Source organism: Shewanella sp. SW24, from assembly GCF_025653395.1.
Taxonomy (GTDB): Bacteria; Pseudomonadota; Gammaproteobacteria; order Enterobacterales; family Shewanellaceae; genus Shewanella; species Shewanella oncorhynchi.
Genome location: NZ_JAKKSH010000034.1, coordinates 25,453 through 52,152, shown reverse-complemented (window position 1 = coordinate 52,152; position 26,700 = coordinate 25,453). Strand labels below are relative to the sequence as shown.

Genomic DNA, 26,700 nt, shown 5'->3' with positions numbered 1-26,700 from the left:
TGCGGTATTAGCAGTCGTTTCCAACTGTTATCCCCCTCGACTGGGCAGATCCCTAGGCATTACTCACCCGTCCGCCGCTCGCCACCTCAGAAGTAAACTCCCTTGTGCTGCCGCTCGACTTGCATGTGTTAGGCCTGCCGCCAGCGTTCAATCTGAGCCATGATCAAACTCTTCAATTAAAGTTTTGTTGTTTGACTGACGTCAAACGGCTCAATGAATTCTACTGTTTTGATTCGCTTTGCTCACTAAAAAGCATCGCGTTTCAATCCATACATTACTGTATGTACATATTACTATGAACACTCAGTCACGCTTCTCGCTGAGGAGAATGACTTGAAAACATTGATTTAAATTTTTGACTGCCAACCCTAAGCTAATGCTAAGGGCGAGCAGTTTCGATTAACTCAACACCTGTGAGTGTCCACACAGATTTGCTTGATAAATTGTTAAAGAGCGTTGACCACACACTGAGTTTTCAGCGGGTCAGGGCTGCGTATTTTACGCATTCCCGTTAGTGCGTCAAGTAGTTTTTTCAACTTTCTCAACACTCATCGTTTAGCTCGCTAACCGATGAACTGCTTGGCTTTCTTTGCTTAACTTGCGTTACGCTGTCTGCCCTGTCAGTGGATGCGCATTATAGGGAGATTGAGAAAGTCCGCAAGGGCTTTTTTGAGAAAAATGGATCTTTTTTTAATACTTTCAGTTAGTCACACAATACCCCCACTTTATCCTCAGACTTATCCACAAAATGGGTTTTAACGGTTAAATTTGCTACAGCGATGGCTTTGCTTTAATGGCTATCGATAAGAATGAAATGATGTTCAATGGGGAATAACGACGATTAGCTATATAAAGAAGAGTAAGAATGTAATCCGGATGACACGAGAGTAAGCGCTAGGCTTATTAAAGAGGAAATAAAAAGGCAACTTAGATAAGTTGCCTTTAGTGTGCGTTCTATTCTACTTATTCAGTAGGCTAATCTGTCAGCAGATTAACTTAACTTGCCGTGACATTGTTTGTACTTACGGCCAGAGCCACAAGGACAAGGATCGTTACGACCCACTTTGTCACCATCACGGATCATCGGTGCTTGCGCAGTGACAGCTTCATGCTCATCATCACCACCACCAACAAGCGACTCTGCCGCTGCGTGTTGATAGTCGCGCTGGATCTTGGCATCTTCTTCACGACGACGCGCTTCCATTTCTTCCACATCTGACTGAGCTTGCACTTGTACTTTCGACAGCACACTGATGACGTCATGTTTCAAGGTGTTCAGCAGTTGTTGGAATAACTCAAACGACTCACGCTTATATTCTTGCTTTGGATTCTTCTGCGCGTAACCACGTAAGTGGATACCTTGGCGCAGATGATCCATCGCCGCTAAGTGTTCTTTCCACAGACCATCGAGCGTTTGCAGCATAACGGCTTTCTCGAACTGGCGTAGCACTTGTGCGCCAACCATTTCTTCTTTTGCCTTATACGCATCGCCCCAAGCAGTGATAATACGCTCACGTAGACTCTCTTCATGCAGATCGTCTTCTTTATCTAACCATTCTTGGATAGGTAATTTGAGCATAAATTCTTGATGTAGACGTTGCTCTAAACCTGGGATATCCCACAGCTCTTCTACTGATTGCGGTGGAATATACTGATCGATTACCGCGCCAATCACATCGTCTTGGATGTTTTGGATAGTATCTTCAATACTTTCCGCATCCATCAACTCGTTGCGCTGGGCGTAAACCACTTGGCGTTGATCGTTAGCGACGTCATCAAATTCGAGTAATTGCTTACGGATATCGAAGTTACGGGCTTCAACTTTACGTTGAGCGTTTTCGATTGCGCGAGACACCCATGGATGCTCGATCGCTTCGCCTTCTTCCATTCCCAGCTTTTTCATCATGCCAGAGACACGATCCGAGGCGAAGATACGCATTAAGCTATCTTCCATCGATAGATAGAAGCGTGATGAACCCGCGTCACCTTGACGACCCGCACGACCACGTAACTGGTTATCGATACGGCGTGATTCGTGACGTTCTGTACCTAGGATATGTAAACCACCCGCAGCAACGACTTCATCATGACGAATTTGCCAATCGGCTTTGATCTTAGCTTTTTGCTCTGCTGTTGGATTATCGAGTTCATCGATTTCCATGTTCCAGTTGCCGCCAAGCACGATATCGGTACCACGACCTGCCATGTTCGTCGCAATAGTCACAGAGCCAGTACGGCCAGCTTGCGCGACGATTTCAGCTTCTCGTTCGTGGAATTTAGCATTTAAAACTTCGTGCGGGATCTTTTCCTGCACCATTAAGCGCGCTAACAGTTCAGACTGTTCGATTGATACTGTACCCACCAATACTGGCTGACCACGTTCACGGCAATCTAAATAAACTAAATCCGCCATATCCTTACGCACCATTGGACGGTTAGTCGGCACAACGACTGTGTCTAATCCATAGATGTGTTGGAATTCAAACGCTTCAGTGTCAGCTGTACCTGTCATACCTGCCAGCTTCTCGTATTGACGGAAGTAGTTCTGGAAAGTGATCGAAGCCAATGTTTGGTTTTCGTTTTGAATGTGTACACCTTCTTTGGCTTCGACAGCTTGATGTAAGCCTTCTGACCAACGACGACCTGGCATAGTACGACCCGTGTGTTCATCGACTATGATGACTTCGTTGTCTTGTACTATGTAATCCACATCACGCTCAAACAGCGTGTGCGCACGAAGCGCCGCGTTGACGTGGTGTAATAGGGAAATATTTGCAGCAGAATAGAGTGAATCGCCTTCAGCTAACATGCCGCGCTCGATCAGCAGATTTTCTACTTTCTCTTGGCCACGCTCGGTGAAATGCACTTGTTTGCCTTTTTCATCGATGCTGTAGTCGCCCTCACCCACAAACTCTTCCGTATCTTCTTTATCTTGACGGATAAGATTGGGGATCAGGGTGTTGATCTTGATGTATAGCTCAGAGCTATCTTCGGCAGCGCCAGAAATGATCAGCGGCGTACGCGCTTCGTCGATTAAGATTGAATCCACTTCATCGATTAGGGCGTAGTGCAACGGACGTTGAACCCGTTCTTGCGGTGAAAACGCCATGTTATCGCGCAGATAATCGAAACCAAACTCGTTGTTGGTCCCGTAAGTGATATCGGCGTTATAGGCCGATTTCTTCTCATGTTGGCCAATACCTGCGACGTTGATTCCTACGGTTAAACCAAGGAACTCAAACAGTGGGCGGTTATTCTCAGCATCACGACGTGCCAAGTAATCGTTCACTGTAATCACGTGGACGCCTTTGCCTGTCAATGCGTTTAAGTAAGCGGGTAAGGTTGCCGTTAAGGTTTTACCTTCACCCGTACGCATTTCAGCAATACGGTTGCTGTCGAGTACCATACCGCCGAGTAACTGTACGTCGAAATGACGCATATCAAATACACGCTTAGACGCTTCACGCACTGTAGCAAAGGCTTCAGCCATGATGCTATCTAATGCAGCTCCAGCAGCTAAACGCTCACGAAACTCTGCGGTTTTCGCCTTTAATGCTTCATCGGTTAATTTTTCATAATCAGCTTCTAATGCGTTAATGCTAATAACGATCTTTTGAAGCCCTTTAAGGGTGCGGTCGTTGCGACTACCAAATACTTTTGTCAGTAATTTACCAAACATCTGAATCACTTATTCTCTGTAGGCCAAGTCCATGATGGAAACTAGAAGCCAATGTTTCAATTAACTTGCTTTGCGGTAGACAAACTTTTGTGGATCTATCTGCTGTCCGCCGCGCAACACTTCATAATGCACATGAGCCCCAGTTGAGCGCCCAGTGCTTCCCATACTGGCGATAGCATCGCCTTTTGCGACCACATCACCTACAGTCACTGACAAAGCTTTATTATGGCCATAACGCGTATGCAAACCGTTACCATGGTCGATTTCAACCAATTCGCCATAACCGAACATATTTCCAGCAAAAGTCACCACGCCTGCAGCAGTCGCAACAACTTTAGCTCCTTCTCGACCGGTAAAATCAATCCCCTTATGCACAGACCTGCGACCGTTGAAAGGGTCATTACGTAATCCGTAGGGCGACGATAACCAACCTTTATCGAGCGGGATACCTGATATATAACGTTCATCATCTATATGGTGGTTAGATGACACTGTTTCAAGTAGTGAAAGCTGAACATTATTATTGTCAATTCGTGATGCCAACTTATCCATATCGTCGATAAGCTGTCCGAGCTCGATGTTAGTGCCTAGTTCGCTCAAACCACCCACACCAACCTCGGATGAAAAATCAAAATCTTCATCCAACTTATTCTGCTGGGCGACCTGTTGACCTAAAGCTTCGAGACGGGTGATCTTGGCTTGCATACGTGCAACATGAGTCACAAGCATAGCCAGTTGAGACTCAGTAGCACTTTTAAGCTCTAAGACTTGTTTCTTTTGTTGTTCGCGCACGAGACGATCGTTATCGACACTGGCTTGCTGATCTTGAAATCGAGCGGAGTTGTGTTGATAAATACCGGACCCAGTGGCCAACAATAGTATTGGAAGTAGCAACCAGCGTTTACTGGGCTGCCAGCGTGTGACGCCATTCCGACCTTGAATAAATACTGTTACACTCATAGCCTAATTCAGCCATCTTATTATCATATGAAAAAGCCCCCTCAAGATCTCAGCCAATTACTGCATCAATCGGGAAAATTACCCGACCTTGCTGAGAAAGCGGAACTACTTATGTATCTGGATCAGCATGTGAAGCAGATTATTGCAGGTCCTGTTGCGGAGCAACTAAAAGTCGCTAATTTCCGCCAGGGTGTTCTTGTGGTTGAAACCACTTCGGCAGCCTGGGCTGCGCGAATTAATTTCCAAAAGCCGAAGCTATTAATCCAGCTTCAAGCAGAAACGCTCCCAATCCTTACCGCAATTGAAGTTAAAGTCAACCCGAGATTAGCAATGTATGACGCAAAGCCTAAACAGGGACATAAAGAATTAAGCCCAGCAGCAGCGGAGCACATTGCAGCATTAGCGGAAAATATTGGCGGTTCACTGGGTGAAAAACTAAAACGGCTGGCCTCATTGGCCAGCCGTAATAAATAATCTTACCGCTTTTTAAGCAAATACAGCGCCACCTGGTACAGTAAAGCTGACGGGAACATCGGCTTCTTTTTCGAAGCTGACCAACTCCCACGCATCTTGTTGCGCGAGTAAAGCACGCACCAATTGGTTGTTCAACGCATGACCGGTTTTATACGCAGTGAACTCACCTAAAATAGCGTGCCCAGCCACATATAAATCACCAAACGCATCTAGAATTTTGTGCTTAACAAATTCGTCCTCATAACGCAGGCCGTCGGGATTAAGGACGCGATATTCATCAAGTACAACAGCGTTTTCCATGCTGCCGCCCAACGCTAGGTTGTTGGCTCGCAAATATTCGATATCACGCATAAACCCAAAAGTACGGGCGCGGCTGATATCTTTCACGAAAGCAGAAGTTGAAAAGTCCATCACCACATGCTGTTGGCTACGAGCGATTTCTGGGTGCGCAAAATCAATTTTAAAATTGACTCTAAAACCTTTAAACGGTTTTAACTCGGCCCATTTATCGCCATCTTCAACGCGCACAGGGCGCTTAATCTTTAAGTACTTCTTAGGGGCGGCCTGCTCTTTAATACCCGCAGACTGCAACAAGAAGACGAATGGGCTTGCACTGCCATCCATAATAGGAATTTCAGGCGCGTCCACTTCGATTACAGCGTTATCTATGCCTAAACCCGCAAGAGCTGCAAATAAATGCTCAATGGTCGAGATACGAATACCTTCGTCATTGACAAGTGCCGTACACATAGTGGTTTCACGAACTTGCTCCGCCTTCGCTGGAATGGCGACGGCAGGACTCAAATCGGTGCGCACGAGTACGATCCCTGAATTAACGGGCGCGGGCATAATGCTCAAAGTGACCTTGTTGCCAGAATGCAATCCGACACCAGTTGTTTTCACCATTTTCTGAACAGTTCGTTGAAATATCATTCAGTTACCCGTTTATGTGCCAATTATAAAGCCTAATATTTGTACACTCAGCGTCGGTAAATCGAGCCGCACTGGTCCAACATAATAACATAACTTTATTATGTCACACAAATGCAGCTATGTTGTGGTATTGCCCAAAACGAACAACACCTCACATATTACGCTGGACTCAAACGCTCTCGCTAGTCGGCTTGCTTACGCAAAAATGCTGGAATATCAAGATAATCCAATTCATGCTTTGTCGATGGTGCAGGCGTAGGAGCTGGCTGCGGAGCCGCTGGCAACACGTTGCCTTTTGGCGCTGCATAGTTCACATGTGCAGCTTCTTCGACATAGGCTTCGACTTTTGGTTCAACAACTACAGGCTCTGGACGAGGTGCAGGTTTAGAAACCAATTGGATATCAGGACGCTTTTCAGCACCGATACCAGTAGCAACAACGGTTACACGCAGCTCATCACTCATTTCAGGGTCGATGACAGCGCCAACAACCACAGTCGCGTTGTCAGAGGCATAAGCCTTAACATGATTACCGACAGTTTCGAATTCTTCGATACTCATATCCATACCCGCAGTAATGTTAACTAACACACCACGCGCACCGGCTAAGTCGATGTCTTCTAATAATGGGCTGGCAACAGCAGCTTCGGCCGCTTCTTCAGCGCGGTCTTCACCGCGAGCGACGCCAGTACCCATCATGGCATTACCCATTTCAGACATCACAGTCTTCACGTCGGCAAAGTCGACGTTAATCAGACCAGGACGAGTGATAAGCTCGGCAATACCTTGTACCGCACCAAGTAACACGTTATTCGCTGCGGCGAACGCATCGAGTAAAGAAGTACCACGGCCCAATACTTTTAATAATTTTTCGTTCGGGATCGTGATTAACGAATCCACGTGCTTAGCCAGCTCAGCAATACCTTGCTCAGCGTAAGCCATACGTTTTTTCCCTTCAAATGGGAAAGGCTTAGTCACAACCGCAACGGTGAGAATACCTTCTTCGCGTGCGATTTGAGCCACAACAGGTGCAGCACCTGTACCTGTACCACCGCCCATACCGGCAGCGATAAAGATCATGTCAGAACCTTTGATTGCCGCGCGAATGTTTTCGCGGTCTTCTTCAGCTGCAGCACGACCCACATCTGGGTTTGCCCCTGCTCCAAGACCTTTAGTGACATCGCGTCCTAATTGAATTGTTGAGCCAGCGCCTGATTTTCTCAGGGCCTGAGCGTCTGTATTGGTAACGATAAACTCAACACCTTCAATGTTGTGTTTGACCATATGTTCGACAGCGTTACCGCCGCCGCCGCCAACGCCGATGACTTTAATCACCGCGTCGTCTGAGTGAGTATCCATGATCTCAAACATTGTCTGATCTCCGTGTTGCCTGCGTTATGAAAATTAAAATTCGCCCTTAAACCAGCTTTGGACCCGATTCCAAGCGCTAGTTACCCCTTGGCGCTCAGGACGTTCGAACTGACGTTCGATCACCCGTCGTGCGCCGTAATGAAGCAGTCCGACTCCTGTGGAGTAAATAGACTGGTCCACGTATTCATATAAACCTTTGATCGGTAGCGGTGACGCTACGCGAACTGGCATGCCGAACGTCGCTTCCGCGATATCGACCACACCTTGAATCGACGCTGTGCCACCAGTGAGCACAATACCTGCGGCGATTTGATCTTCTAATCCACTATCTTTCAACTCTTTAAGTACTAACTCAAACAGCTCTTGGTATCTTGGTTCTACCACTTCGGCGAGCGTGTGACGTGACATGCTACGCGATGGACGACCACCTACCGATGGCACTTCGATACTGTCTTCGCGGCTCACCATAGAGCTGCGTGCACAGGCGAATTGCACTTTAATTTGTTCAGCATGTGACGACGGCGTGCGGAAAATCTTCGCAATGTCGTTCGTCACTTGGTTACCTGCAACCGGTACAACCGCACAATGACGCAAGGCGCCATTGGTATATACCGCGATATCCGTAGTGCCACCGCCGATATCGACGATACACACACCTAAATCTTTCTCATCGAAGGTCAACACAGCATCGGCTGAGGCAATCCCAGAGAACACTAAGTCGTCAACCTTAAGGCCACACCGCTCAACGCTCTTAGTAATATTCTTCGCCATATCATTGGCGCAGGTCACTATGTGTACCTTGGCCTCCATACGCATACCGGACATACCGATTGGGCTGCGAATACCGTCTTGAACGTCGATTGCATATTCCTGCGGCAGCACGTGTAAAATGCGACGTTCGGTCGGGATCTTCACCGAGCGAGCCGTATGGATCACGTTATCAACATCTTCCTGTGTCACTTCTTCATCGTTGATCGATACCATGCCGTTTTCATTTTGGCAGGCGATGTGTTTACCCGAAATACTCAAGTAAACCGATGACACTTGGCAATCCGCCATTAATTCCGCTTGATCGAGCGCACGTTGCACACTGCGAACTATCGAATCTAAATCGTTCACGCCACCTTTATCCATTCCCCTTGAGGGATGGTTACCAAGGCCGACTATGCTAATTTCGCCATCGGGCAGAACTTCGCCTATGATCACTGCGACCTTAGAGGTTCCTATGTCCAATCCGACGATAAGGTTTCTATCTTGGTTTTTGATCATTAATTATCGGCTCTCTTGTTTGTGCATCGCCCCAGCCTACGGCCAACCCTGTGTCGTAGCGTAAATCTACTCTGGCAACGGATTTCTCTTGTTTCGCCAAAACCGGATAAACAGTAATAAATCGTTGTATCCGTGCAATTTTATCTTCTCGACCCAAATCTAAAACGATACCGTTTCCAAGGGTCGCGTGCCACGCATGTCGTGGCGTTAAATTCAAACTGGCTAAGGTAAAGCCGTTAATCTTTAGTAGGGAGTTGATCTGTGCATAGACAGTCAACACCTCAAGGCCCATATCATTTGGTCCAGATAACTGCGGTAAATGCTCAAGCTCTGGGTGCGATGGCGCTTCGAATACTTCTCCATGCACGTTCAACCACAAGTCACCATTCCAATGGGCTGCGGGTTGTTGCTCTTGCAAATACACCCTGAGTTTCGCTGGCCACTCACGCCTTACCGATGCGCGATACACCCAAGGTAAAGCTTCTAACGCCTGCTGCACTAAGGTAATGTCAGCACTAAAAAAACTGCGCTGCATTAAATGCTGTAGTGCTACTTGTATATCTTTATCTGTGGTGTAAACCCGCTCACCTTTGATGGCAACGGCCTCAATCGGCAAGTTGCTGGCATCATTCAAAAATTTATGTAACTGATAGCCACCAAATACAAAACTGGCTACGATGAAAAATAAAAAGCCAGCCCCGCTCCATTGATACCAATTAAACCGTGACATTCTTGCCCGCCAGTGCCGCCTCTTATCACTCCAAGACACGCTTCATCCCACCTTTAACGACACCCATTAAAAACCACAGAAAACCGGCCATTATATAGACCAAAATCCTTTGGTCAAAATTTCCTTTTTCTCGCAGATCAAGCGCTAAAGATCAGCTTGCTTGCGCAGGTAATTCCACCACAGCAAACCCTAATCCAGACGACGCTAACTGTCGTGACAGGGCGCCAATATTACCCGCACCTTGGGTGAGTAATAAATCCCCGTCCTGCAATACATCGGGCAACACTTCTGCAAGCAGATCTGGGCTTGCGATAAAGATCGGATCTAGCTGACCACGCAAGCGAATTGAACGACATAATGCGCGACCATCCGCACCTGTGATCGGCGCTTCACCCGCACTATAAATATCGAGTAACAATAAGCAATCCACTTGTGATAACACTTCCACAAAATCCTCATACAAATCACGGGTACGAGTGTATCTGTGCGGCTGATACGCCATGACCAAACGTCTATCAGGCCATCCTGCGCGCGCAGCTTTAATGGTCGCCGCAACTTCGCTGGGATGATGACCATAATCATCCACTAACATGACTTCGCCCTTCGGCGTGGCAAATTTGCCTAAATGCTGGAAACGACGCCCTATACCTTGGAACTCCACTAAAGCCTGAGTAATAGCGTTATCGTCGATTTCATCTTCAGTCGCCACCGCAATGGCAGCTAACGCATTGAGCACATTATGTTGGCCCGGTAAATTCAACACCAGATCGAGATCTTCTTTAGCTTTACGTCTAACAGTAAAACGGCACTGATGACCTTGCTGGCTAAAATTAAGTGCTTGCACGTCCGCATCGTCACTGAAACCATAGGTCACGTGTTTACGGCCAATACGCGGCAGAATCTCACGCACGACGGCATCATCGATACACACCACAGCCACACCGTAGAACGGCAAGTTGTGCAGAAAATCCACAAAAGTCGATTTCAGTTTTTCAAAATCACCGCCATAAGTATCCATATGATCAGCTTCGATGTTGGTCACCACACTGACCATAGGCTGCAAATGCAAGAAGCTCGCATCACTCTCATCGGCTTCGGCAATCAAATAACGGCTGGTGCCTAATCTGGCATTGGTACCGGCACTGTTGAGCAAGCCACCAATCACAAAGGTTGGGTCCCGCCCAGCTTGACCATAAACGCTGGCGATAAGGCTCGTTGTCGTGGTTTTACCATGGGTGCCCGCAATCGCCACACCATGTCGATAACGCATCAACTCGGCTAACATCTCAGCACGACGCACAATAGGAATACGTAATTCTTTAGCGGCAAGGATTTCTGGATTTTCCAGATTAATCGCGGTTGATATGACGACCACATCCACTTGCTGCACGTTTTCAGCGGCATGACCAATTTGGATCTTGGCTCCGAGTAAACACAATCTGTCAGTCACGGCATTTTGCGCAATATCCGAACCACTCACCTGATAGCCTTCGTTCACTAACACTTCGGCGATCCCGCCCATGCCCGCGCCGCCAATGCCGACGAAGTGAATACGCTTAATACGGCGCATTTCTGGGATCATGCTTCTCAGTTGTGCGTATCTTTCTGTCTTAGTCATGCTTATCCTTTCTCAGCAAGGCTGATGCACACTGCGGCAACTTGTTCAGTCGCATCCAGTACCGCAACGTCTCTCGCTCTTTGGCCCATACGGGCTAATTCTGTTCTGTCATTGGCGAGCAACTGTAATTTGTTCGCCAGTTTATTCACGTCCAAGATGGCCTGTGGCAATAGGAAAGCTGCGCCAGCCTCAACCAATACTTGAGCGTTACGGGTTTGATGATCATCCACTGCATGGGGATAAGGTACCAGAATACTCGGTAGCCCCACCGCCGCTAACTCAGACACAGTCAAGGCGCCAGCTCGGCACAATACCACATCAGCCCAGCGATAGGCGGCTTCCATATCGTCGATAAACTCAGCGATATTCACGCCACCATCTTGTCCTTGTTGCTGATATGCCGCCTTCACGCCCGTAAGATTATCTTTACCCACTTGATGCCAAACCGTCACTGACTGCTGCTGACTCAGTATCGCGACAGCTTCTGGCATAAGATCGTTAAATACTTTGGCGCCAAGGCTGCCACCGACCACGAGCACTTTTAAGGCTTCATCAGCCTCATGCTTAGGTTCTGCACCTAAGGCAATCAGTTCTTGGCGAATCGGATTACCAACGACCTTGGCCTTCACTGTGGTAAAGGTATTTTTAAAAGCGCATAACACTTGCGTCGCAATCCGCGACAACAACTTGTTTGTCATCCCTGGGATAGCATTTTGTTCATGCAGCACCAGTGGAATACCGGCTAATCTTGCCGCAACACCACCTGGGCCACTGGCGAATCCGCCCATGCCAAGGACCACATCGGGTTTAAACTCAGCAATCACGGCCTTAGCCTGCAATATTGAACGCACCACTTTAAAGGGCGCCGCGAGTTTTCTGATCAAACCATTACCGCGCACACCTTTGATATCAATGAAATCAATATCAAATCCATACTGGGGCACTAAACGCGCCTCCATACGATCTGCCGTGCCTAACCAACGCACTTGCCAACCCTGTTGAGCTAAATACTTAGCCACCGCCAGTGCCGGGAACACATGTCCTCCCGTACCACCCGCCATGACTAAAATACGTTTTCCTATTGGAGTCATCACTTCAATCTCCCTTGCACGGCCTGAACTAATGTCATGCGCCGCTCGTAATCAATGCGCAACAACATCATAGCTGCCGCAGTCATGACCCATAAACTACTACCACCGTAACTGATAAAAGGTAATGTCAGCCCTTTGGTTGGCAACATGCCGATACTCGCGCCGACATTCACCACAGTCTGGAAACAAATCCAAATTCCGATGGCATAACCTAAATAACCTTCAAATGGCTTATCCATGGCTAAACACAAATTACCTAAACGAATCGATCTCAGCGCCACAAATAGCAGCACAGATAACACAGCGATAATGCCGATAAAGCCCAATTCTTCCCCGATCACGGCAAAGATAAAGTCTGTGTGCGCTTCGGGTAAATATTCTAATTTTTGAATACTATTTCCGAGCCCTTGGCCAAACCAATCACCTCGACCATAGGCCATCAAAGATTGAGTCAACTGGTAACCGCTACCGAAGGGATCTTGCCAAGGATCCATAAAGGAGGTCACTCGGCGGATACGATACGGTTCCAATAGTACTAGGGCCACGAACGCCAATACGCCCGCAAAAATCAAGGCAAAGAAATCGAGTAAACGCGCACCGGCTAAGAACAATAAACCAACCGTTCCAACAAATAGCACCACCACAGTACCTAAGTCGGGCTGCATCAAAATCAGCACAGCGTAAATCGCAAATACTGCAATCGGCTTATAGAAGCCTTTAGCATTCTCGCGCACTTCCTGATGACGCCTCACTAAGTAACCCGCCATATAGATGGCGAAGGCAAATTTAGCGACTTCCGCCACCTGGATACGAATAGGGCCTATGGATAACCAACGCGTTGCACCGTTTACCGTAGTGCCAACCACCAATACAGCCAACAACATCAAACCCACAATCAACAACAACATGGGGCTCCAGCGCTGCCAAGTCTGCATCTCTACTCTTAGCACAAATGCCGCAATGAATAAGCAACCCACTAAATAACCCACATGGCGAGTCATAAAATAAAATGGGTTCCCCGTGAGCGTTTGCGCTTCAGGCATAGAGGCTGACATCACCATTACAAAGCCGAAGCTAATCAAAGACAACACAGCCGCGAGCAAAGCACGGTCGTACAATTGCACGCCCGGGACTTCGGTATCACGTTGCCAATTGGGTATTGCTAAACGCAAACGCCCAAATAGGCTAAGTTGTCTTGCATCACTCGCCATTAAGTTGTCCCACAAGGTTTCTAAAATCATCACCTCGAGCCATGAAGTTACTGTACATATCTAAACTGGCGCAGGCTGGCGATAATAAAACGATATCACCAGAGGTTGCCAATTCAGCGGCTTTCGCTACCGCAGCAGCCATAGTGTCGACTCTTATCGAGCCGTCTTTCAATGCAGCAATCTTTTTACCATCGCGGCCTAAGGTGATGAGGTGTGTCACTTTAGCTAAAGCCACAGCTAAAGGCTTAAAATCAGCCCCTTTACCGTCACCGCCAGCAATCAAAATAATATCGCCTAAGTGGTCACTCAAGCCATCGAGCGCGGCGACTGTGGCACCGACATTTGTCGCTTTAGAGTCATTGACATAGGTCACGCCATTCTTAACACCAACCACTTCACAGCGATGGGATAAGCCAGTAAAAGTACGCGCCACTTTTGCCATAACGTGCTTATCGACACCCACGACATCCACAAGCGCCATCGCCGCAAGTAGGTTGGCATGGTTATGACTGCCAATCAGCGAGACTTCAGTGATCGGCATTATTTCGCTGCTGCCGTGATAAATCTTGCTGTCGCTGATGCCCCATTCGTCCGCTTCTGGCGCAGCTAAACCAAAACTATTTTGGTTCATTGGTTCTGGCGGTACGGTCAGTTTATCGTCACGATTAAAGAGTACGGCACGGGTTTGTTTGTATAAGCGTAATTTAGCCTCGCGGTAGGCATCAATGTCGCTGTATCTGTCCATGTGGTCTTCGCTGATATTCAAACAGGTCGCCACCACACACTTAAGACTGTGGGTGGTTTCCAATTGAAAGCTCGACAACTCAAGCACAAATAAGTCGGCATTTTCATGCAGTAGATCCAGCGCAGGCACACCAATATTCCCACCAACGGCAACGGCGATACCCGCTTCCCTTGCCATTTCGCCCACAAGCGTAGTGACAGTCGATTTTCCGTTAGAGCCAGTAATACCAATCACACAAGGTTTACGGTCAGCAATCTCACGGGCAAATAGCTCCACATCGCCAATCACCTCAATGCCCATATCCACAGCGGCACGCACCTCTGGGGTATAAGTAGCAATGCCGGGACTAATAATGATCTGCGTCGCTTGCACAAGATAACGGCAATCGAATCCGCCAGAAATCAGCTTCACATCAGGAAAAGACGTTGCTAACGTTTCAGCACCCGGAGGCTGCCGACGACTGTCCATCACCAATGGCGTAATGCCCTTTCCACACAAATAGCGCACCACGGACAAGCCCGTTGCCCCTAAACCTAACACTATGTGTGAATACTGATTTTGCATAAGCAATTACCTTAACTTCAACGTGGCTAAGCCAAGTAAGACGAGGAATATCGAGATAATCCAAAAACGCACTATCACTCGAGGTTCAGGCCAACCTTTTAACTCATAGTGATGGTGGATCGGCGCCATGCGGAAAATACGCTGGCCGCGTAACTTGTACGAACCCACCTGCAGAATCACTGACAGGGTTTCCATCACGAACACGCCGCCCATAATCACTAACAAAATCTCTTGGCGAACGAGCACTGCAATCGTGCCAAGTGCAGCACCTAATGACAGTGAACCCACATCGCCCATGAAGACTTGCGCAGGGTAAGTGTTGAACCACAAAAAGCCCAGACCCGCACCGACAATGGCGGTACAGACGATCACTAACTCACCCGAACCGGGTAAATGCGGGATATGTAAGTAATTCGCAAACTGAGCGTGACCCGACAAATAAGCAATCAACGCAAACGCCGCCGCGACCATTACCGTCGGCATAATCGCCAAACCGTCGAGGCCGTCGGTTAAGTTCACCGCATTGCTCGAACCCACAATAGTGAAATACGCCAATACGATAAATACGGCGCCGAGTTGCGGCATCACGTCTTTAAAGAAAGGCACCACTAATTGGGTTTCGCCTGGATTGGCCGCTGTGGCATACAGGAAAAAAGCAATAAGCAGCGCAGCCAAAGATTGCAGAATGTACTTCCAGCGCGCGATCAAGCCTTTAGTGTCTTTACGTACCACTTTGCGATAATCGTCGATAAAACCGATCAAACCGAAACTGCCGAGCACAAACAGCATGACCCACACATAGCGGCTACCGAGATCGCCCCACAGCAACACGCTGATGAAAATAGCAGCCAATATCAGCAAGCCACCCATAGTCGGCGTGCCACGCTTACTAAAATGTGATTCTGGACCATCGTTACGCACAACCTGACCAATTTGCAGTAATTGCAAACGTTCAATCAGTTTAGGGCCAAACCATAAGCTAAAAACCAATGCGGTCAATAAGCCTAAAATGGCTCGAAATGTCACATAGGAAAACACGTTAAACCCGGTATGAAAACGGGTTAAATACTCGGCCAGATATACCAGCATTTACACTAACTCCCCACGCCCGAAGGCTACTGTTAGGCCATCCACGACCCGCTCCATGGCGGCGCTACGTGAACCTTTAACGAGAACCGTTACCTGTCCCGGCAACTGGTTTATATGCTTTATAAGTTTTTCTACTAACGTCGCCACACTGTCATAGTGCTCCGCACCGAAAGCTTGGCTCGTGTGCTGACTTAAAGTTCCGGTACAAAACAAGGCATCAATCCCCTGTTGCTTGGCCAGTTGCCCTAGTTCAGCGTGTAAAAGGGGCGCATTGTCGCCTAATTCTCCTAAATCTCCCAGTACCAGACAGCGATTTTCAGAAATTTCCTTTAACCAAGCGATCGCCGCGCCAACGGAGACAGGATTTGCGTTATAGCTATCGTCGATTAGACGCACGCGCCCCAATTGACTCGGCTGCATACGTCCTTTCACTGGCGTTAATTGGCTCAAGCCTTCAGATATTTCAGTCAAACTCAATCCCAAAGCAATACAAACACTTGCAGCGGCGAGTGCATTACTCACCTGATGACGACCCGCCAACGGCAATACCACTTGGCAAGATTCACCTAAATAATTGAGCATAAAACGATAGCAACCATCCGCATTAGTCTTATGGCCTGTCGCTATCACGTCGATATGACGTTTAGCGGCACCATCTTGCTGGGAGAAGCTCAGTTGCTTATAAGGTCTTGCCTTAACGCTCATAAAATCAGCGAAGGCATCATCGGCATTGATGATGGCAGTGCCATCGGCCTGCAGATGATTAAAAATTTCTGACTTCGCCTGTGCGACACCCGCTTGCGATCCAAATCCTTCTAAATGGGCGCTGCCGACGTTATTCACCAGCGCGACGTTTGGACGCACAAGTCCCGAGGTGTAATCGATTTCACCTTTATGGTTAGCGCCGAGCTCGAATATCCCAAACTCATCCTCTGGCGTTAAACGCAGCAAAGTGAGCGGCACACCAATCTCATTATTAAAATTGCCAGCGGTATAGAGGATTTGATGCTTTGCCGACAGAATGGTCGCGATCATTTCCTTCACGCTGGTTTTGCCGTTTGAGCCAGTCAAAGCAACACAAATCGGATTGATCTGGTCACGAACATAAGCACCAATCGCACCCATGGCCTTTTGACAATCAGCCACAATGAGCTGCGGGACATCAAAAGCTAATTCACGCTCAACCATTAACGCCGCGGCGCCGTTCGCAATAGCTGTTGCGGCAAAATCATGGCCGTCAAAGCGCTCACCCTTTAAGGCAACAAACAGGGTTGCAGCGCCGATTTTACGGCTATCACTGCTTAAATCTTGGATGGTGACGTCGTCACCGACTCGATGCACGCCTAAGTGTTGACTTAGAGTCTCGAGAGAAAGAGGGATCATCTTGATTGCTCCGATAACTGGCGTGCCAGAGCGCGTTCATCATAGTCATGACGCACACCTGCCGCCTCTTGGTAAGTTTCGTGGCCTTTGCCCGCCAGCAAGATCACATCGCCAGGTTTAGCCAATGCCACAACCTCTTTAATTGCTGCGATACGGTTAACCTGAGTCAATGCCTGCTCTGGTGTTGCAAGCCCTTGGATAATATCGGTAATAATTTGCGCGGGGTCTTCACTGCGCGCATTGTCGCTGGTCACCATAATGCGGTCGGCAAACTGTTCAGCAGCTTGGCCCATCAAAGGACGCTTGCCCTTATCACGGTCGCCGCCACAACCAAACACGCACCATAAATCACCAGCACAATGGCGACGTAGCGCGTTTAACGCTTGTTCGATCGCATCGGGTGTATGGGCATAATCGACCACTAAGGTGATGTTATCCGCAGTAGTAAAACGCTCCATACGACCTGCAACAGGCGTTAAATATTGCACTTGCTCCGCTAACGCTTTCATATCAAAACCTTGCAGATACAAGGCCGATAACGCCGCGAGTAAATTAGAGAGATTAAAGGCACCAAGAAGTGGCGAGTTGATTTGAGTCTCGCCCTCGGGCCACACTAAGGTTGCACTGACACCTTGATCGTCAAACTTGGCATTTTTAGTATAAAAAGCCGCACCTTGATGACCTTCAATGCTAAAACCCCAAATCTGCGCAGGCACAGGCTTAAGCTCAGTCAACCAAGAGGCGCCAACTGCATCGTCGAGATTCAATAAACCGTGACCTAAAGTGCTGAAGCGAAATAGGCTTTGTTTAGCGGCGGCATAGCTTTCCATATCGCCGTGGTAATCGAGGTGATCGCGTGTCAGATTAGTGAACACGGCAACATCAAATGGTACTGCGTCGACGCGGCCTTGCACTAAGCCGTGACTTGACACTTCCATGGCGCAGACACTCGCGCCTTGGGCTTCAAACTCATGCAACTGACGCATTAAGGTAATCGCATCGGCGGTGGTATTACCGCTATCGACTAAAGCCCCCCAGAGACCATTACCAAGGGTTCCCATGACGGCGGCTTTGCGCCCCAATGAAGTCACCAGTTGTGCAATGAGTTGACTCGTAGAGGTTTTACCGTTAGTTCCGGTAATGCCGATAACCCCAAGGGATGGCATAACGGCAGACTTGTGCGCTAAGGGATAACGCTGGGCGGCAATTGCCGATACCTGACGACTTAACTGAAAGAAATAAATCTGCACACCGTGCTCGGCATTATCGCCCAGCAACACTTTGCCATGTTGGTCAGCATCATCCGTGTGAACTAATACGCCTGCGGCACCTAAATCTAAAGCTTTTTCAATAAACTGTCTGCCATCGACCTTATGTCCTGGCAGCGCCAAAAACACATCGCCGCGACGTATTGCGCGGCTATCTAAGGTCAGATCATTGAAGGACTGCGCGCCAGCATAATGTAGCCAAGGCGCTAGCAAATCCCGTAATAACATCATTCTGCTCTCCCAGCGGCGATTCCCGCCAATTGCACTTGTTCTTTATCGGTAATGGGTTCAACGTTTAACATTTGCAGTGCGCCAGACATGACTTTGGCAAATGCAGGCCCCGCCACTGAACCACCATAATAGAGATCGCCCTTAGGCTCATTCACTACCACCACTATCGCTAATCTAGGATTATTCGCAGGAGCAACACCCGCAAATAAAGCAACATAATCATCACCATAACCACCAGCAACTGCCTTACGACTTGTACCAGACTTACCTGCAACTGGATAACCGTCGATGTGCGCTAAGGTGCCAGTGCCACCTTTTTCCGTTACACCGACCAGCATTTGCATTACATCGTGGGCCACATTTTCAGAAATGACTCGCTCACCGACAGGTGGCTTTTTCAGTTTCATTATCGAGACTGGAAACAAAGTGCCGCCATTGCCTAAGGTGGCATACATGCGCGCAAGTTGAAGTGTTGTTGCCGTTAAGCCGTAACCAAACGACAAGGTGGCACGTTCAAAGTCTGACCAACGGTGGCGATCTTGAATCAAGCCAGCGCTTTCACCCGTGAGGTTAATTCCCGAAAAACTGCCAAGTCCCATGGATTGATAAGTACCGAGCAGTTGCTGCACCGGAATAGACAAAGCCAATTTACTGATGCCGACGTTACTGGATTTAGCCAAAATACGCGCCAAACTCATATCGCCGTAGTTGGCGGGGTCACGTACTTGGCGACCACCTAAACGCATCCAACCCGGTGAAGTGGCAATAATATCGGTCGATTTAACTGTGCCAGCTTCAAGCGCTGCGGCAACCACAAATGGCTTAATGGTCGAACCCGGCTCAAAGGTATCTGTCATAGCACGGTTACGCATTCTGAAGGTTTGCAGATTGTCGCGCGCATTGGGGTTATACGAAGGCGTATTCACCATTGCCAAGACTTCACCCGTGTGAATGTCGAGGACGACAATCGAACCCGAAGTCGCTTGGTTCATCTCAGTGGTGCGTTTTAGTTCGCGATAGGCTAATTGTTGGATCCTATGATCGATACTCAGCACGAGATCGTTAGGGCTCTCACCTTCCTGCACTATATCCAGACGCTCGACGACATGACCATCGCGTGACTTACGCACTTTTTGTTTGGAAGGCGTACCTGTTAACCAACTATTGTAAGCATTTTCAACACCTTCAATCCCAACATCATCTATGTTAGTGATGCCGATTAACTGAGCTGTGATTTCACCGCCAGGATAATAACGGCGGGATTCAGACTTTAGAAATACACCGGGTAATTTAAGTTGAGTAATATAGTCCGCAACCGCAGGGGTAATTTGGCGTTTCAAGTAGGTGAAGCGTTTGGTGGGGTTACTGCGCACTCGCTCTAACAAATCTTCGAGGGGCTCATGCAACACATCGGCTAAGGCTTGCCAGCGGCGCATATCGGCAAAACCATTACTATCATTGACTTGTTTTGGATCGGCCCAGACGGCTCGTACAGGTACGCTCACGGCCAGCATGTCGCCATTACGGTCGGTGATCAAGCCACGCTGCACTTCACGACTAGTGGTCCGCAATGTTCGCATGTCACTTTCGTGACGTAATTTGTCAGGCTCGATAATTTGAATGTAAGCTGCGCGTCCCACTAGGCTGCAAAACAACGCACACACAAACCCGACCACTACGTATAAACGCCAGTGGATCAATTGAGGTTTTTGCGGTTTGCTTACCCGTTTGATTTTCGCTTGCCTAGTCATATCTTCCCTATACTCACGGCACCTTTACCACAACTTCTTCGCTGGGTAACGGACGACTCATGTTGAGTTCCTTAGAGGCAATACGCGTAATACGACTGTGCTCAGTCTGCGATTGCTCTTCTAATAATAAATTGCGCCACTCAATATCTAATCTATCTCGCTCCTGCAGTAACTGGTCCCACTGGGTTGTCAGTTGACGGCTAACATGGCTGCCATAAACCACGGCAACCGCATTACTCAGCACAAGCAAGGCTAATAACAAGATCCATTTATGCAGCCATAAATCATGTAAAACGATCCGTGGCAGATTAATCGAGGGCTTACTCACAGTGCGCCCCTTAGTAATCTAAACGCTCGGCAATGCGTAACACTGAGCTGCGAGCTCTGGCATTGCGTTCGATTTCTTCGTCGGATGGCATAATCGCCTTGCCCACGGCACGTAACTTACGCGACTTGTTAATTTGATCTTCAGTCACCGGAAAACCGTGCGGTACACTTTCGCCTTGGCTATGACGACGAATAAAACGCTTCACGATACGATCTTCTAAAGAATGAAAACTGATGACCGACAAACGTCCTTGGGGAGCGAGCACATTGACGGCTCCTTCAAGTGCCTGATCAATTTGATCTAATTCACTATTGATATAAATGCGGATCGCTTGAAACACCCGAGTCGCAGGGTGCTTATTACGTTCTTTATTTTTAGTGATACGCGCAATTAAATCGGCTAAATCTTTGGTACGTAAAAACGGCGTTTTCTCACGATCGGCAGCAATACAACGGGCAATATGGCGGGCGTTTTTCTCTTCGCCATAGGTTTTAAATACCCAAGCCATATCTTCAATTTCGGCACGAGCCAACCATTGCGCAGCCGTTTGGCCTTGACTGTTATCCATACGCATATCGAGTGGACCATCGCGCAAAAAACTAAAACCGCGTTCAGCATCGTCTAGCTGGGGTGAAGACACACCTAAATCGAGTAATACGCCATCAATTTTGCCCACAAGCCCAAGCTCTTCGACATAATCGGCTAATTGACCAAAGCCACCATGCACGATTTGAAAGCGTGGATCGTCAGCAAATTGTTTGGCCGCTTCAATCGCTTGAGGATCACGATCGATGGCGATCAATCGACCATGTTCACCGAGTTGTTGTAATACTTGTCTTGAATGACCACCGCGGCCGAACGTGCCATCGATATAGATGCCATCGTCTTTGATGTTTAAACCGCCAACCGTTTCTGCTAGCAGTACGGATAAATGGGCAAATTCTTGACTCATTACTCTCTTCTTATTTAGTTATCACGACTCGTTAAAGTGAAAAATCCGCGAGGCGCTCATTATTAACGAGATCCTCACTTCGAATCGTTTCCTGACATTCATCAATTTGCTGCAGCCAAGATTGCTCATCCCACAGCTCAAATTTATTCAATTGCCCCACCAGCATGATGCGCTTATCTAAATTGGCATATTGCCTTAACGGTGGCGGCAGTAATATGCGCCCATTACTGTCGAGCTCCACTTCGTGGGCGTAGCCGAGTAACAGGCGTTTTAAAGATCTCTGGGTTTTATCAGTATCTGAAAGCTTCAACAACTTAGCTTCGATCAATTCCCATTCGTGAATGGGATACAAGAGTAAACAGGCGGATTGGATATCGACGGTAATCACGATGCGGCCTTGGTGCTCAAGCTGCAAAGGTTCGCGGTATCGCACTGGAATAGCGATCCGTCCCTTTGTATCTAAGTTGATAGCACTGGCTCCACGAAACACGCTAATTCATCCTATCCTTTGATTTTTGATCCACAAATATCCACTATTTCCCACAACTGCTAAGTTTAGGGACAGTCGACAAGCATTGTCAAGGGATGGGATCCTTTTATAAATCCAGTCGGCAAGCGGGTTAGCCGCATGTTGAGCACTTAACCTCGCGACAAACTTTTGACAAGAAAAACCATTAGAGATTGACTAAACAGAGGAAACAACAGGAATAAATAGCGCCGATATATTCAGCAACCTTTTGCTTTCAGGTGCTTGCGATGAAAAAAATGGGGAATTATTTCTGTATTTGTGGGATTTTACGGGTCGAGAAATAACGTCAAACTCAAAAACGCAACAAAACAAACTTACGTCCATCCTTATTCGACAGTCAAAAAAGAGTTGAAATCAGCATAAAAATCTAAATTTTCATTCCAAATAAAGACGTTCATCTTTTTACTAATGGCTGAATATTAATGTCGCGATTGCGAGAAAGATCAAAAATCCCACGTAAAATCCACCAAAAGAACCACTTTCTCCCTATACATTCACCTTATACCCGCACTAGCTACCTAATAGCTCGCCCTATTCGCCTTAACAAGTTAAACGGCGTATAGTCTAAATATTGACCTACTTCAGCCGATATCATATTAAGAGGTGTAATAACAAGGAGGCGTTATGAGTGGATTGGATAGCATTTATGCCATGCTGGCACAGCCAGTAAAAGCCGTGTTTCACCCTAAACGGGTTGTTGACCAAGTCAGCAGTGCAAGCGCAAATGCCCCCGATAGCCATGAAACACCGCAGTCGCAGTTACCTCCAGCGTTAGAAAGCCGCAATACTAAAGTCAGGGAAAGACGCAAAGAATCAGATAACAATAAAAATAAGAAACGCCGTGCATCGGATGAAACCGAAACGCTAAAACTAAAAGAAGGTGTCGTACTTGAAGTGACCGATGATTCCGCAGAAATCAAAAAGCCACCGAGCCAACATATCATTGATGTAGAAGTATAAATCCGTACTGATATAAAACGGAAAAAACGCAATCCCATTGGATTATCGCCTTTTTATTAGCCTCTTTTTAGCAGCACTATCGAGCATGTCTGAAATCAGGCAGATTTCGAATCATGCGATACCTCAAATTAAGTTTTATCTCAAACCAATGCCGCCTCAAGGCGTATTGTTTAAGTTCGAGTTCTGGCCACCGCGTCCTGCCAACCTGCGTATAGCTGTACTCGAGTCTGGGCATCGATATTAGGGATAAAATGCTTATCAATGCAGGCTTTGTGCTCAAGCTCTATCACACTCTCCCAAAAGCCCACGGCCAACCCAGCTAAAAATGCCGCACCTAAAGCGGTTGTCTCACAAACGCTTGGCCTTAACACTTCGACATCGGTAATGTCGGCTTGAAATTGCATCAAAAAATCATTAGCGACCGCGCCGCCATCCACCTTTAAACGCTTAAGGCTGACGCCACTGTCTTTGATCATGGCATCGAGTAAATCTTTACTCTGATAAGCGATGGATTCTAACGCCGCCCGAATAATATGATTACGATTCGCCCCGCGTGTCAGACCAAATAGCGCACCACGGGCATTGGGATCCCAATAGGGCGCACCGAGTCCCACAAAAGCGGGCACCAGATACACGCCATTAGTATCGGCGACCTTAGAGGCAAAGTACTCAGTATCACTGGCGTCACGAATAAGCCCTAGTTCATCCCGCAGCCATTGAATGGTCGCACCGCCCATAAAGACTGAACCTTCAAGGGCATAGTTCACTTCACCCTTAGGCCCCACGGCAACTGTGGTCAATAAGCCATGGTTTGAGCGCACCGCTTTTGTCCCTGTATTCATCAACAAAAAACAACCAGTACCGTAGGTATTCTTCGCCATGCCGGGCTCGACACATAACTGACCAAAAAGCGCAGCCTGTTGATCGCCCGCCATTCCTGCGACTTGGATTTCACTGCCTTCCCCCGCTATCCGTGTCGTACCATACACGCTGCAGGAAGGTTTAACGTCAGGCAACATAGACAAGGGAATATCTAAGGCTTCGAGTAACTTATTATCCCAAGTCAGGCTATGGATATTGAATAGCAAAGTGCGGGCAGCATTGGTGGGATCGGTGACATGCACCTTGCCCTCGGTTAACTTCCACACGAGCCAAGTATCGATAGTGCCGAACAACAACTCACCACGCTCGGCTTGCTCACGGGCATTGGGCACATTATCTAGAATCCACTTGATCTTAGTGCCTGAAAAATAAGGGTCGAGTAATAAACCAGTATTCTCACGCACATATTCTTCTAACCCTTGAGCTTTAAGTTGCTCACAAATCTCAGCGCTGCGACGGCACTGCCACACTATCGCGTTATAAATAGGTTTACCTGTGGCCTTCTCCCATATAACAGTGGTTTCCCGCTGATTGGTAATGCCAATGGCGGCCACTTCATCGCTGTGAATACCCGCACGCGCCAATACTTCAATTAACACTGAACTTTGGCTTGCCCAAATCTCCATGGGATCATGCTCGACCCAACCCGGATTCGGGTACAACTGGGTAAATTCCCGCTGGGACACGCTGACAATATTTGCGTCGTGATCGAACACTATCGCCCTTGAGCTGGTCGTGCCTTGATCTAAGGCCACCACGTATTTTTTCTGCACGCTACTATCCTATCTGAACTCTCCGCCGCCTTTTTATGCTAGGGAGAATTAACATGATCCACCGACTTATGCAGTGAATATATTCGGAATTTACCGCCGTGACCAGCAAGCAAGCCGTAAAACAAGATAACGCCACCATGCTATAGCCATAAAAAAGCCCTGAAGATTCAGGGCTTTTTTTAACATACTGAACTTACATCTTGTAGCTCATTTGGATACCCGCAAGCCATACATCACCGCTTGCTTCACCGTTAAAATTAACAGTCGCGAGGTTCAATAGGTTTTGCTGTTCGTTGATTGGCGCATCGCCAGTCGCTTTAATATAAGTCACAGCAAAATCAACGTTCAGATTCTTAGTTGCCTGATAACCTGCACCCACAGAGAACCACAGACGATCAGAGTCTGGAATTGTGGTTGTGCGCCACTCGTCATTTGCTGCCGTTTTGTCTAAAGCAACACCGGCACGCACTAACCAGTCATTATTCACTTGGTAAGTGGTTCCCAGCGCGAAACGCCAGTTATCTTCAAAGTGTTCTTCTTTAACAACATCAAATCCCACTGGTAATTTAGTCTTTAAGTCGATGGGTTTAACGTCACCAGGGAAATAAGCCACCAACTGATCAAATACACTCCAATCGGTCCAGTTCACGCTCGCGTGCATGGCCCAGTTATCGGTCAATTGATGATGGGAAGCAATTTCTGCAAAGGCGGGTAATTCAAGGGGTAAATACCCTTCGATAGACACATCTTGGCCGCCGGTATACAAGAAGCCAGAAGCATGGCCATCTAAGTCCAATTGCACGCCGCTGTGATACGCAAAACCTAAACGGTGAGCCGGATTAATTTGCCAACTTGAACCTAACTGCCAGCCGTAACCCACATCATCACCCTTCATGCTTTTCAGCTCAGTGCCACCAGGAGGCAACATAGCCTGCACAGGAGCCGGCAGAGCCGGTTTGATACCATCGACCCAACCGGGTAATGACGCACCAATTTCGCCTTCACCATAAACGATACGCACACCAGCACCGACGCTAACTGCATCATTGATGCGATAAGCGATGTTTGGATTAAACTCAACGGTTGTAACTGAAGTCTTGTTACCAAAAATAGCCGCGGCGTGAGTCGCAGGTAATTCAGTGGCTAGACCATAGTTAGAATTTACCGCTAGGCCCCATGTCCATTGATCATTTAACTGATTTGAGTAGTAAAAGTTTGGTACCAGTGCGTCATCGGCCACATCCAGTGCATCGCCACCTTTCATAACAACAGGATCCGAGCTAAGGCTGACATCGCCAGTCACATCGACGTTTGGCATCACATAGATGCCACCCGCTGATAATTGACGACCCTCAAGGTAGGTCAACATGGCTGGATTACGTGCTTGAGCCGAAGCGTTATCCGCCATAGCCGCTTCACCGGCAAAGGCGCGGCCTAAGCCTGTGGCAGAATATTCGGCTAATTGAAAACCAGCGGCATGGAGTTGAGTCGTTGAACTTAACAAGGCTGCAGTGACAGCCAAAGTCAGAAGACGTTTTTGCATCGTTATTCTCTAATAATATTATTGTTATCTGTACTACTTAAATGAGTACTGCGGCGTTCAGGCAAAATAGAGCAAACACTCCAGATTGAATGCGAAGCAGTTTACTTATGCAGAAGATGTTTGCAACCAAAGGAGATAAAACAGACAAAAACTCTAGCTAACGATGACTTTAAAACAGATTTAGTGACCAATATCACCATTTAAACAAAACTCAGCCTATATTCGCCCAGTTATTATTCGCAACGCTGATTAACTCAACATGGTTAAATAAAAAATAACCATAATAAACAACAAAATAAAATCAAAAATCGCAGAAACACGTGTAAATCATTCAGATGTAACAAATTCAGCATAAATCACTATCGAC

21 protein-coding genes and 1 rRNA gene are annotated in these 26,700 nt (G+C 47.6%); 2 read left to right on the top strand and 20 right to left on the bottom strand.

Annotated features, from left to right (window positions below; genetic code table 11):
- The 3 genes from L5M17_RS20250 to L5M17_RS20240 form a co-directional block, all read right to left on the bottom strand.
- Positions 1–179, bottom strand: a 16S ribosomal RNA gene (locus tag L5M17_RS20250); the annotation flags it as partial.
- An 812-nt stretch (positions 180–991) separates the two neighbouring features.
- Positions 992–3,679 (bottom strand): preprotein translocase subunit SecA, encoded by a 2,688-nt coding sequence (gene secA / locus L5M17_RS20245; protein ID WP_263148957.1) that lies wholly within the window; start codon positions 3,677–3,679, stop codon positions 992–994.
- A gap of 60 nt (positions 3,680–3,739) precedes the next feature.
- On the bottom strand, positions 3,740–4,639 hold the full coding sequence (locus L5M17_RS20240; RefSeq protein WP_105251201.1) for a M23 family metallopeptidase: 900 nt from the start codon (positions 4,637–4,639) through the stop codon (positions 3,740–3,742).
- 27 nt (positions 4,640–4,666) lie between these two features.
- Between L5M17_RS20240 and L5M17_RS20235 the strand changes: the two genes are divergently transcribed.
- On the top strand, positions 4,667–5,113 hold the full coding sequence (locus L5M17_RS20235; RefSeq protein WP_105251200.1) for a DUF721 domain-containing protein: 447 nt from the start codon (positions 4,667–4,669) through the stop codon (positions 5,111–5,113).
- Between the two features lie 12 nt (positions 5,114–5,125).
- Here the strand turns inward: L5M17_RS20235 and lpxC are convergent, their stop codons facing one another.
- From lpxC to mraZ, 15 genes are all read right to left on the bottom strand, one after another.
- Positions 5,126–6,046, bottom strand: a complete 921-nt coding sequence (gene lpxC, locus L5M17_RS20230) for a UDP-3-O-acyl-N-acetylglucosamine deacetylase (protein ID WP_011845621.1) — start codon at positions 6,044–6,046, stop codon at positions 5,126–5,128.
- A 182-nt stretch (positions 6,047–6,228) separates the two neighbouring features.
- Positions 6,229–7,416, bottom strand: coding sequence for a cell division protein FtsZ (gene ftsZ / locus L5M17_RS20225; protein ID WP_106648312.1), 1,188 nt, complete (start codon positions 7,414–7,416; stop codon positions 6,229–6,231).
- A 33-nt stretch (positions 7,417–7,449) separates the two neighbouring features.
- On the bottom strand, positions 7,450–8,685 hold the full coding sequence (gene ftsA, locus L5M17_RS20220; protein ID WP_006079897.1) for a cell division protein FtsA: 1,236 nt from the start codon (positions 8,683–8,685) through the stop codon (positions 7,450–7,452).
- The gene (locus L5M17_RS20215) at positions 8,666–9,415 is read right to left on the bottom strand and encodes a cell division protein FtsQ/DivIB (protein WP_168826587.1); all 750 of its coding nucleotides are present in this window, start codon (positions 9,413–9,415) and stop codon (positions 8,666–8,668) included. Before L5M17_RS20215 ends, ftsA begins: the two co-directional genes overlap by 20 nt.
- A gap of 151 nt (positions 9,416–9,566) precedes the next feature.
- The gene (gene murC, locus L5M17_RS20210) at positions 9,567–11,033 is read right to left on the bottom strand and encodes a UDP-N-acetylmuramate--L-alanine ligase (RefSeq protein WP_105251197.1); all 1,467 of its coding nucleotides are present in this window, start codon (positions 11,031–11,033) and stop codon (positions 9,567–9,569) included.
- A gap of 2 nt (positions 11,034–11,035) precedes the next feature.
- Positions 11,036–12,124 carry an undecaprenyldiphospho-muramoylpentapeptide beta-N-acetylglucosaminyltransferase gene (gene murG / locus L5M17_RS20205; RefSeq protein ID WP_113941075.1) on the bottom strand — a complete coding sequence of 363 codons (1,089 nt, stop codon included), beginning with the start codon at positions 12,122–12,124 and terminating at the stop codon, positions 11,036–11,038.
- Positions 12,124–13,335 carry a cell division protein FtsW gene (gene ftsW / locus L5M17_RS20200; RefSeq protein WP_113941076.1) on the bottom strand — a complete coding sequence of 404 codons (1,212 nt, stop codon included), beginning with the start codon at positions 13,333–13,335 and terminating at the stop codon, positions 12,124–12,126. Before ftsW ends, murG begins: the two co-directional genes overlap by 1 nt.
- Positions 13,325–14,644, bottom strand: coding sequence for a UDP-N-acetylmuramoyl-L-alanine--D-glutamate ligase (murD, locus tag L5M17_RS20195; RefSeq protein ID WP_131525724.1), 1,320 nt, complete (start codon positions 14,642–14,644; stop codon positions 13,325–13,327). The genes ftsW and murD overlap by 11 nt, the downstream gene beginning before the upstream one ends.
- A 6-nt stretch (positions 14,645–14,650) precedes the next feature.
- Entirely contained in the window at positions 14,651–15,733 is a 1,083-nt protein-coding gene (gene mraY, locus L5M17_RS20190) for a phospho-N-acetylmuramoyl-pentapeptide-transferase (protein ID WP_006079891.1), read from the bottom strand.
- Positions 15,734–17,116: a UDP-N-acetylmuramoyl-tripeptide--D-alanyl-D-alanine ligase gene (locus L5M17_RS20185; protein WP_263148952.1), complete on the bottom strand. Its 1,383-nt coding sequence runs from the start codon at positions 17,114–17,116 to the stop codon at positions 15,734–15,736.
- Entirely contained in the window at positions 17,113–18,615 is a 1,503-nt protein-coding gene (murE, locus tag L5M17_RS20180) for a UDP-N-acetylmuramoyl-L-alanyl-D-glutamate--2,6-diaminopimelate ligase (RefSeq protein WP_263148951.1), read from the bottom strand. The genes L5M17_RS20185 and murE overlap by 4 nt, the downstream gene beginning before the upstream one ends.
- Positions 18,612–20,366 (bottom strand): penicillin-binding transpeptidase domain-containing protein, encoded by a 1,755-nt coding sequence (locus tag L5M17_RS20175; protein WP_105251191.1) that lies wholly within the window; start codon positions 20,364–20,366, stop codon positions 18,612–18,614. Before L5M17_RS20175 ends, murE begins: the two co-directional genes overlap by 4 nt.
- 13 nt (positions 20,367–20,379) lie before the next feature.
- Positions 20,380–20,694 (bottom strand): cell division protein FtsL, encoded by a 315-nt coding sequence (gene ftsL / locus L5M17_RS20170; RefSeq protein ID WP_105251190.1) that lies wholly within the window; start codon positions 20,692–20,694, stop codon positions 20,380–20,382.
- Between the two features lie 10 nt (positions 20,695–20,704).
- A complete protein-coding gene (gene rsmH / locus L5M17_RS20165) occupies positions 20,705–21,646 on the bottom strand; it encodes a 16S rRNA (cytosine(1402)-N(4))-methyltransferase RsmH (protein WP_105251189.1) in 942 nt (313 codons plus the stop codon).
- 31 nt (positions 21,647–21,677) lie between these two features.
- The gene (gene mraZ, locus L5M17_RS20160; protein WP_105251188.1) at positions 21,678–22,136 is read right to left on the bottom strand and encodes a division/cell wall cluster transcriptional repressor MraZ; all 459 of its coding nucleotides are present in this window, start codon (positions 22,134–22,136) and stop codon (positions 21,678–21,680) included.
- A gap of 663 nt (positions 22,137–22,799) precedes the next feature.
- Here mraZ and L5M17_RS20155 point away from each other — a divergent pair.
- A complete protein-coding gene (locus L5M17_RS20155; RefSeq protein WP_168826581.1) occupies positions 22,800–23,135 on the top strand; it encodes a hypothetical protein in 336 nt (111 codons plus the stop codon).
- A gap of 170 nt (positions 23,136–23,305) precedes the next feature.
- On the opposite strand, the gene glpK is transcribed toward L5M17_RS20155, so the two are convergent.
- Positions 23,306–24,790 carry a glycerol kinase GlpK gene (glpK, locus tag L5M17_RS20150; RefSeq protein WP_263148950.1) on the bottom strand — a complete coding sequence of 495 codons (1,485 nt, stop codon included), beginning with the start codon at positions 24,788–24,790 and terminating at the stop codon, positions 23,306–23,308.
- Positions 24,791–24,983: 193 nt separating this feature from the next.
- On the bottom strand, positions 24,984–26,333 hold the full coding sequence (locus L5M17_RS20145; RefSeq protein WP_263148949.1) for an outer membrane protein transport protein: 1,350 nt from the start codon (positions 26,331–26,333) through the stop codon (positions 24,984–24,986).
- Positions 26,334–26,700: the final 367 nt, after the last annotated feature.

Bases quoted from the DNA above. Each gene is read 5' to 3' on its own strand.
- secA (WP_263148957.1), bottom strand. From the start codon at position 3,679: ATGTTTGGTAAATTACTGACAAAAGTATTTGGTAGTCGCAACGACCGC.
- L5M17_RS20240 (WP_105251201.1), bottom strand. From the start codon at position 4,639: ATGAGTGTAACAGTATTTATTCAAGGTCGGAATGGCGTCACACGCTGG.
- L5M17_RS20235 (WP_105251200.1), top strand. From the start codon at position 4,667: ATGAAAAAGCCCCCTCAAGATCTCAGCCAATTACTGCATCAATCGGGA.
- lpxC (WP_011845621.1), bottom strand. From the start codon at position 6,046: ATGATATTTCAACGAACTGTTCAGAAAATGGTGAAAACAACTGGTGTC.
- ftsZ (WP_106648312.1), bottom strand. From the start codon at position 7,416: ATGTTTGAGATCATGGATACTCACTCAGACGACGCGGTGATTAAAGTC.
- ftsA (WP_006079897.1), bottom strand. From the start codon at position 8,685: ATGATCAAAAACCAAGATAGAAACCTTATCGTCGGATTGGACATAGGA.
- L5M17_RS20215 (WP_168826587.1), bottom strand. From the start codon at position 9,415: ATGTCACGGTTTAATTGGTATCAATGGAGCGGGGCTGGCTTTTTATTT.
- murC (WP_105251197.1), bottom strand. From the start codon at position 11,033: ATGACTAAGACAGAAAGATACGCACAACTGAGAAGCATGATCCCAGAA.
- murG (WP_113941075.1), bottom strand. From the start codon at position 12,124: ATGACTCCAATAGGAAAACGTATTTTAGTCATGGCGGGTGGTACGGGA.
- ftsW (WP_113941076.1), bottom strand. From the start codon at position 13,335: ATGGCGAGTGATGCAAGACAACTTAGCCTATTTGGGCGTTTGCGTTTA.
- murD (WP_131525724.1), bottom strand. From the start codon at position 14,644: ATGCAAAATCAGTATTCACACATAGTGTTAGGTTTAGGGGCAACGGGC.
- mraY (WP_006079891.1), bottom strand. From the start codon at position 15,733: ATGCTGGTATATCTGGCCGAGTATTTAACCCGTTTTCATACCGGGTTT.
- L5M17_RS20185 (WP_263148952.1), bottom strand. From the start codon at position 17,116: ATGATCCCTCTTTCTCTCGAGACTCTAAGTCAACACTTAGGCGTGCAT.
- murE (WP_263148951.1), bottom strand. From the start codon at position 18,615: ATGATGTTATTACGGGATTTGCTAGCGCCTTGGCTACATTATGCTGGC.
- L5M17_RS20175 (WP_105251191.1), bottom strand. From the start codon at position 20,366: ATGACTAGGCAAGCGAAAATCAAACGGGTAAGCAAACCGCAAAAACCT.
- rsmH (WP_105251189.1), bottom strand. From the start codon at position 21,646: ATGAGTCAAGAATTTGCCCATTTATCCGTACTGCTAGCAGAAACGGTT.
- L5M17_RS20155 (WP_168826581.1), top strand. From the start codon at position 22,800: ATGAGTGGATTGGATAGCATTTATGCCATGCTGGCACAGCCAGTAAAA.
- L5M17_RS20145 (WP_263148949.1), bottom strand. From the start codon at position 26,333: ATGCAAAAACGTCTTCTGACTTTGGCTGTCACTGCAGCCTTGTTAAGT.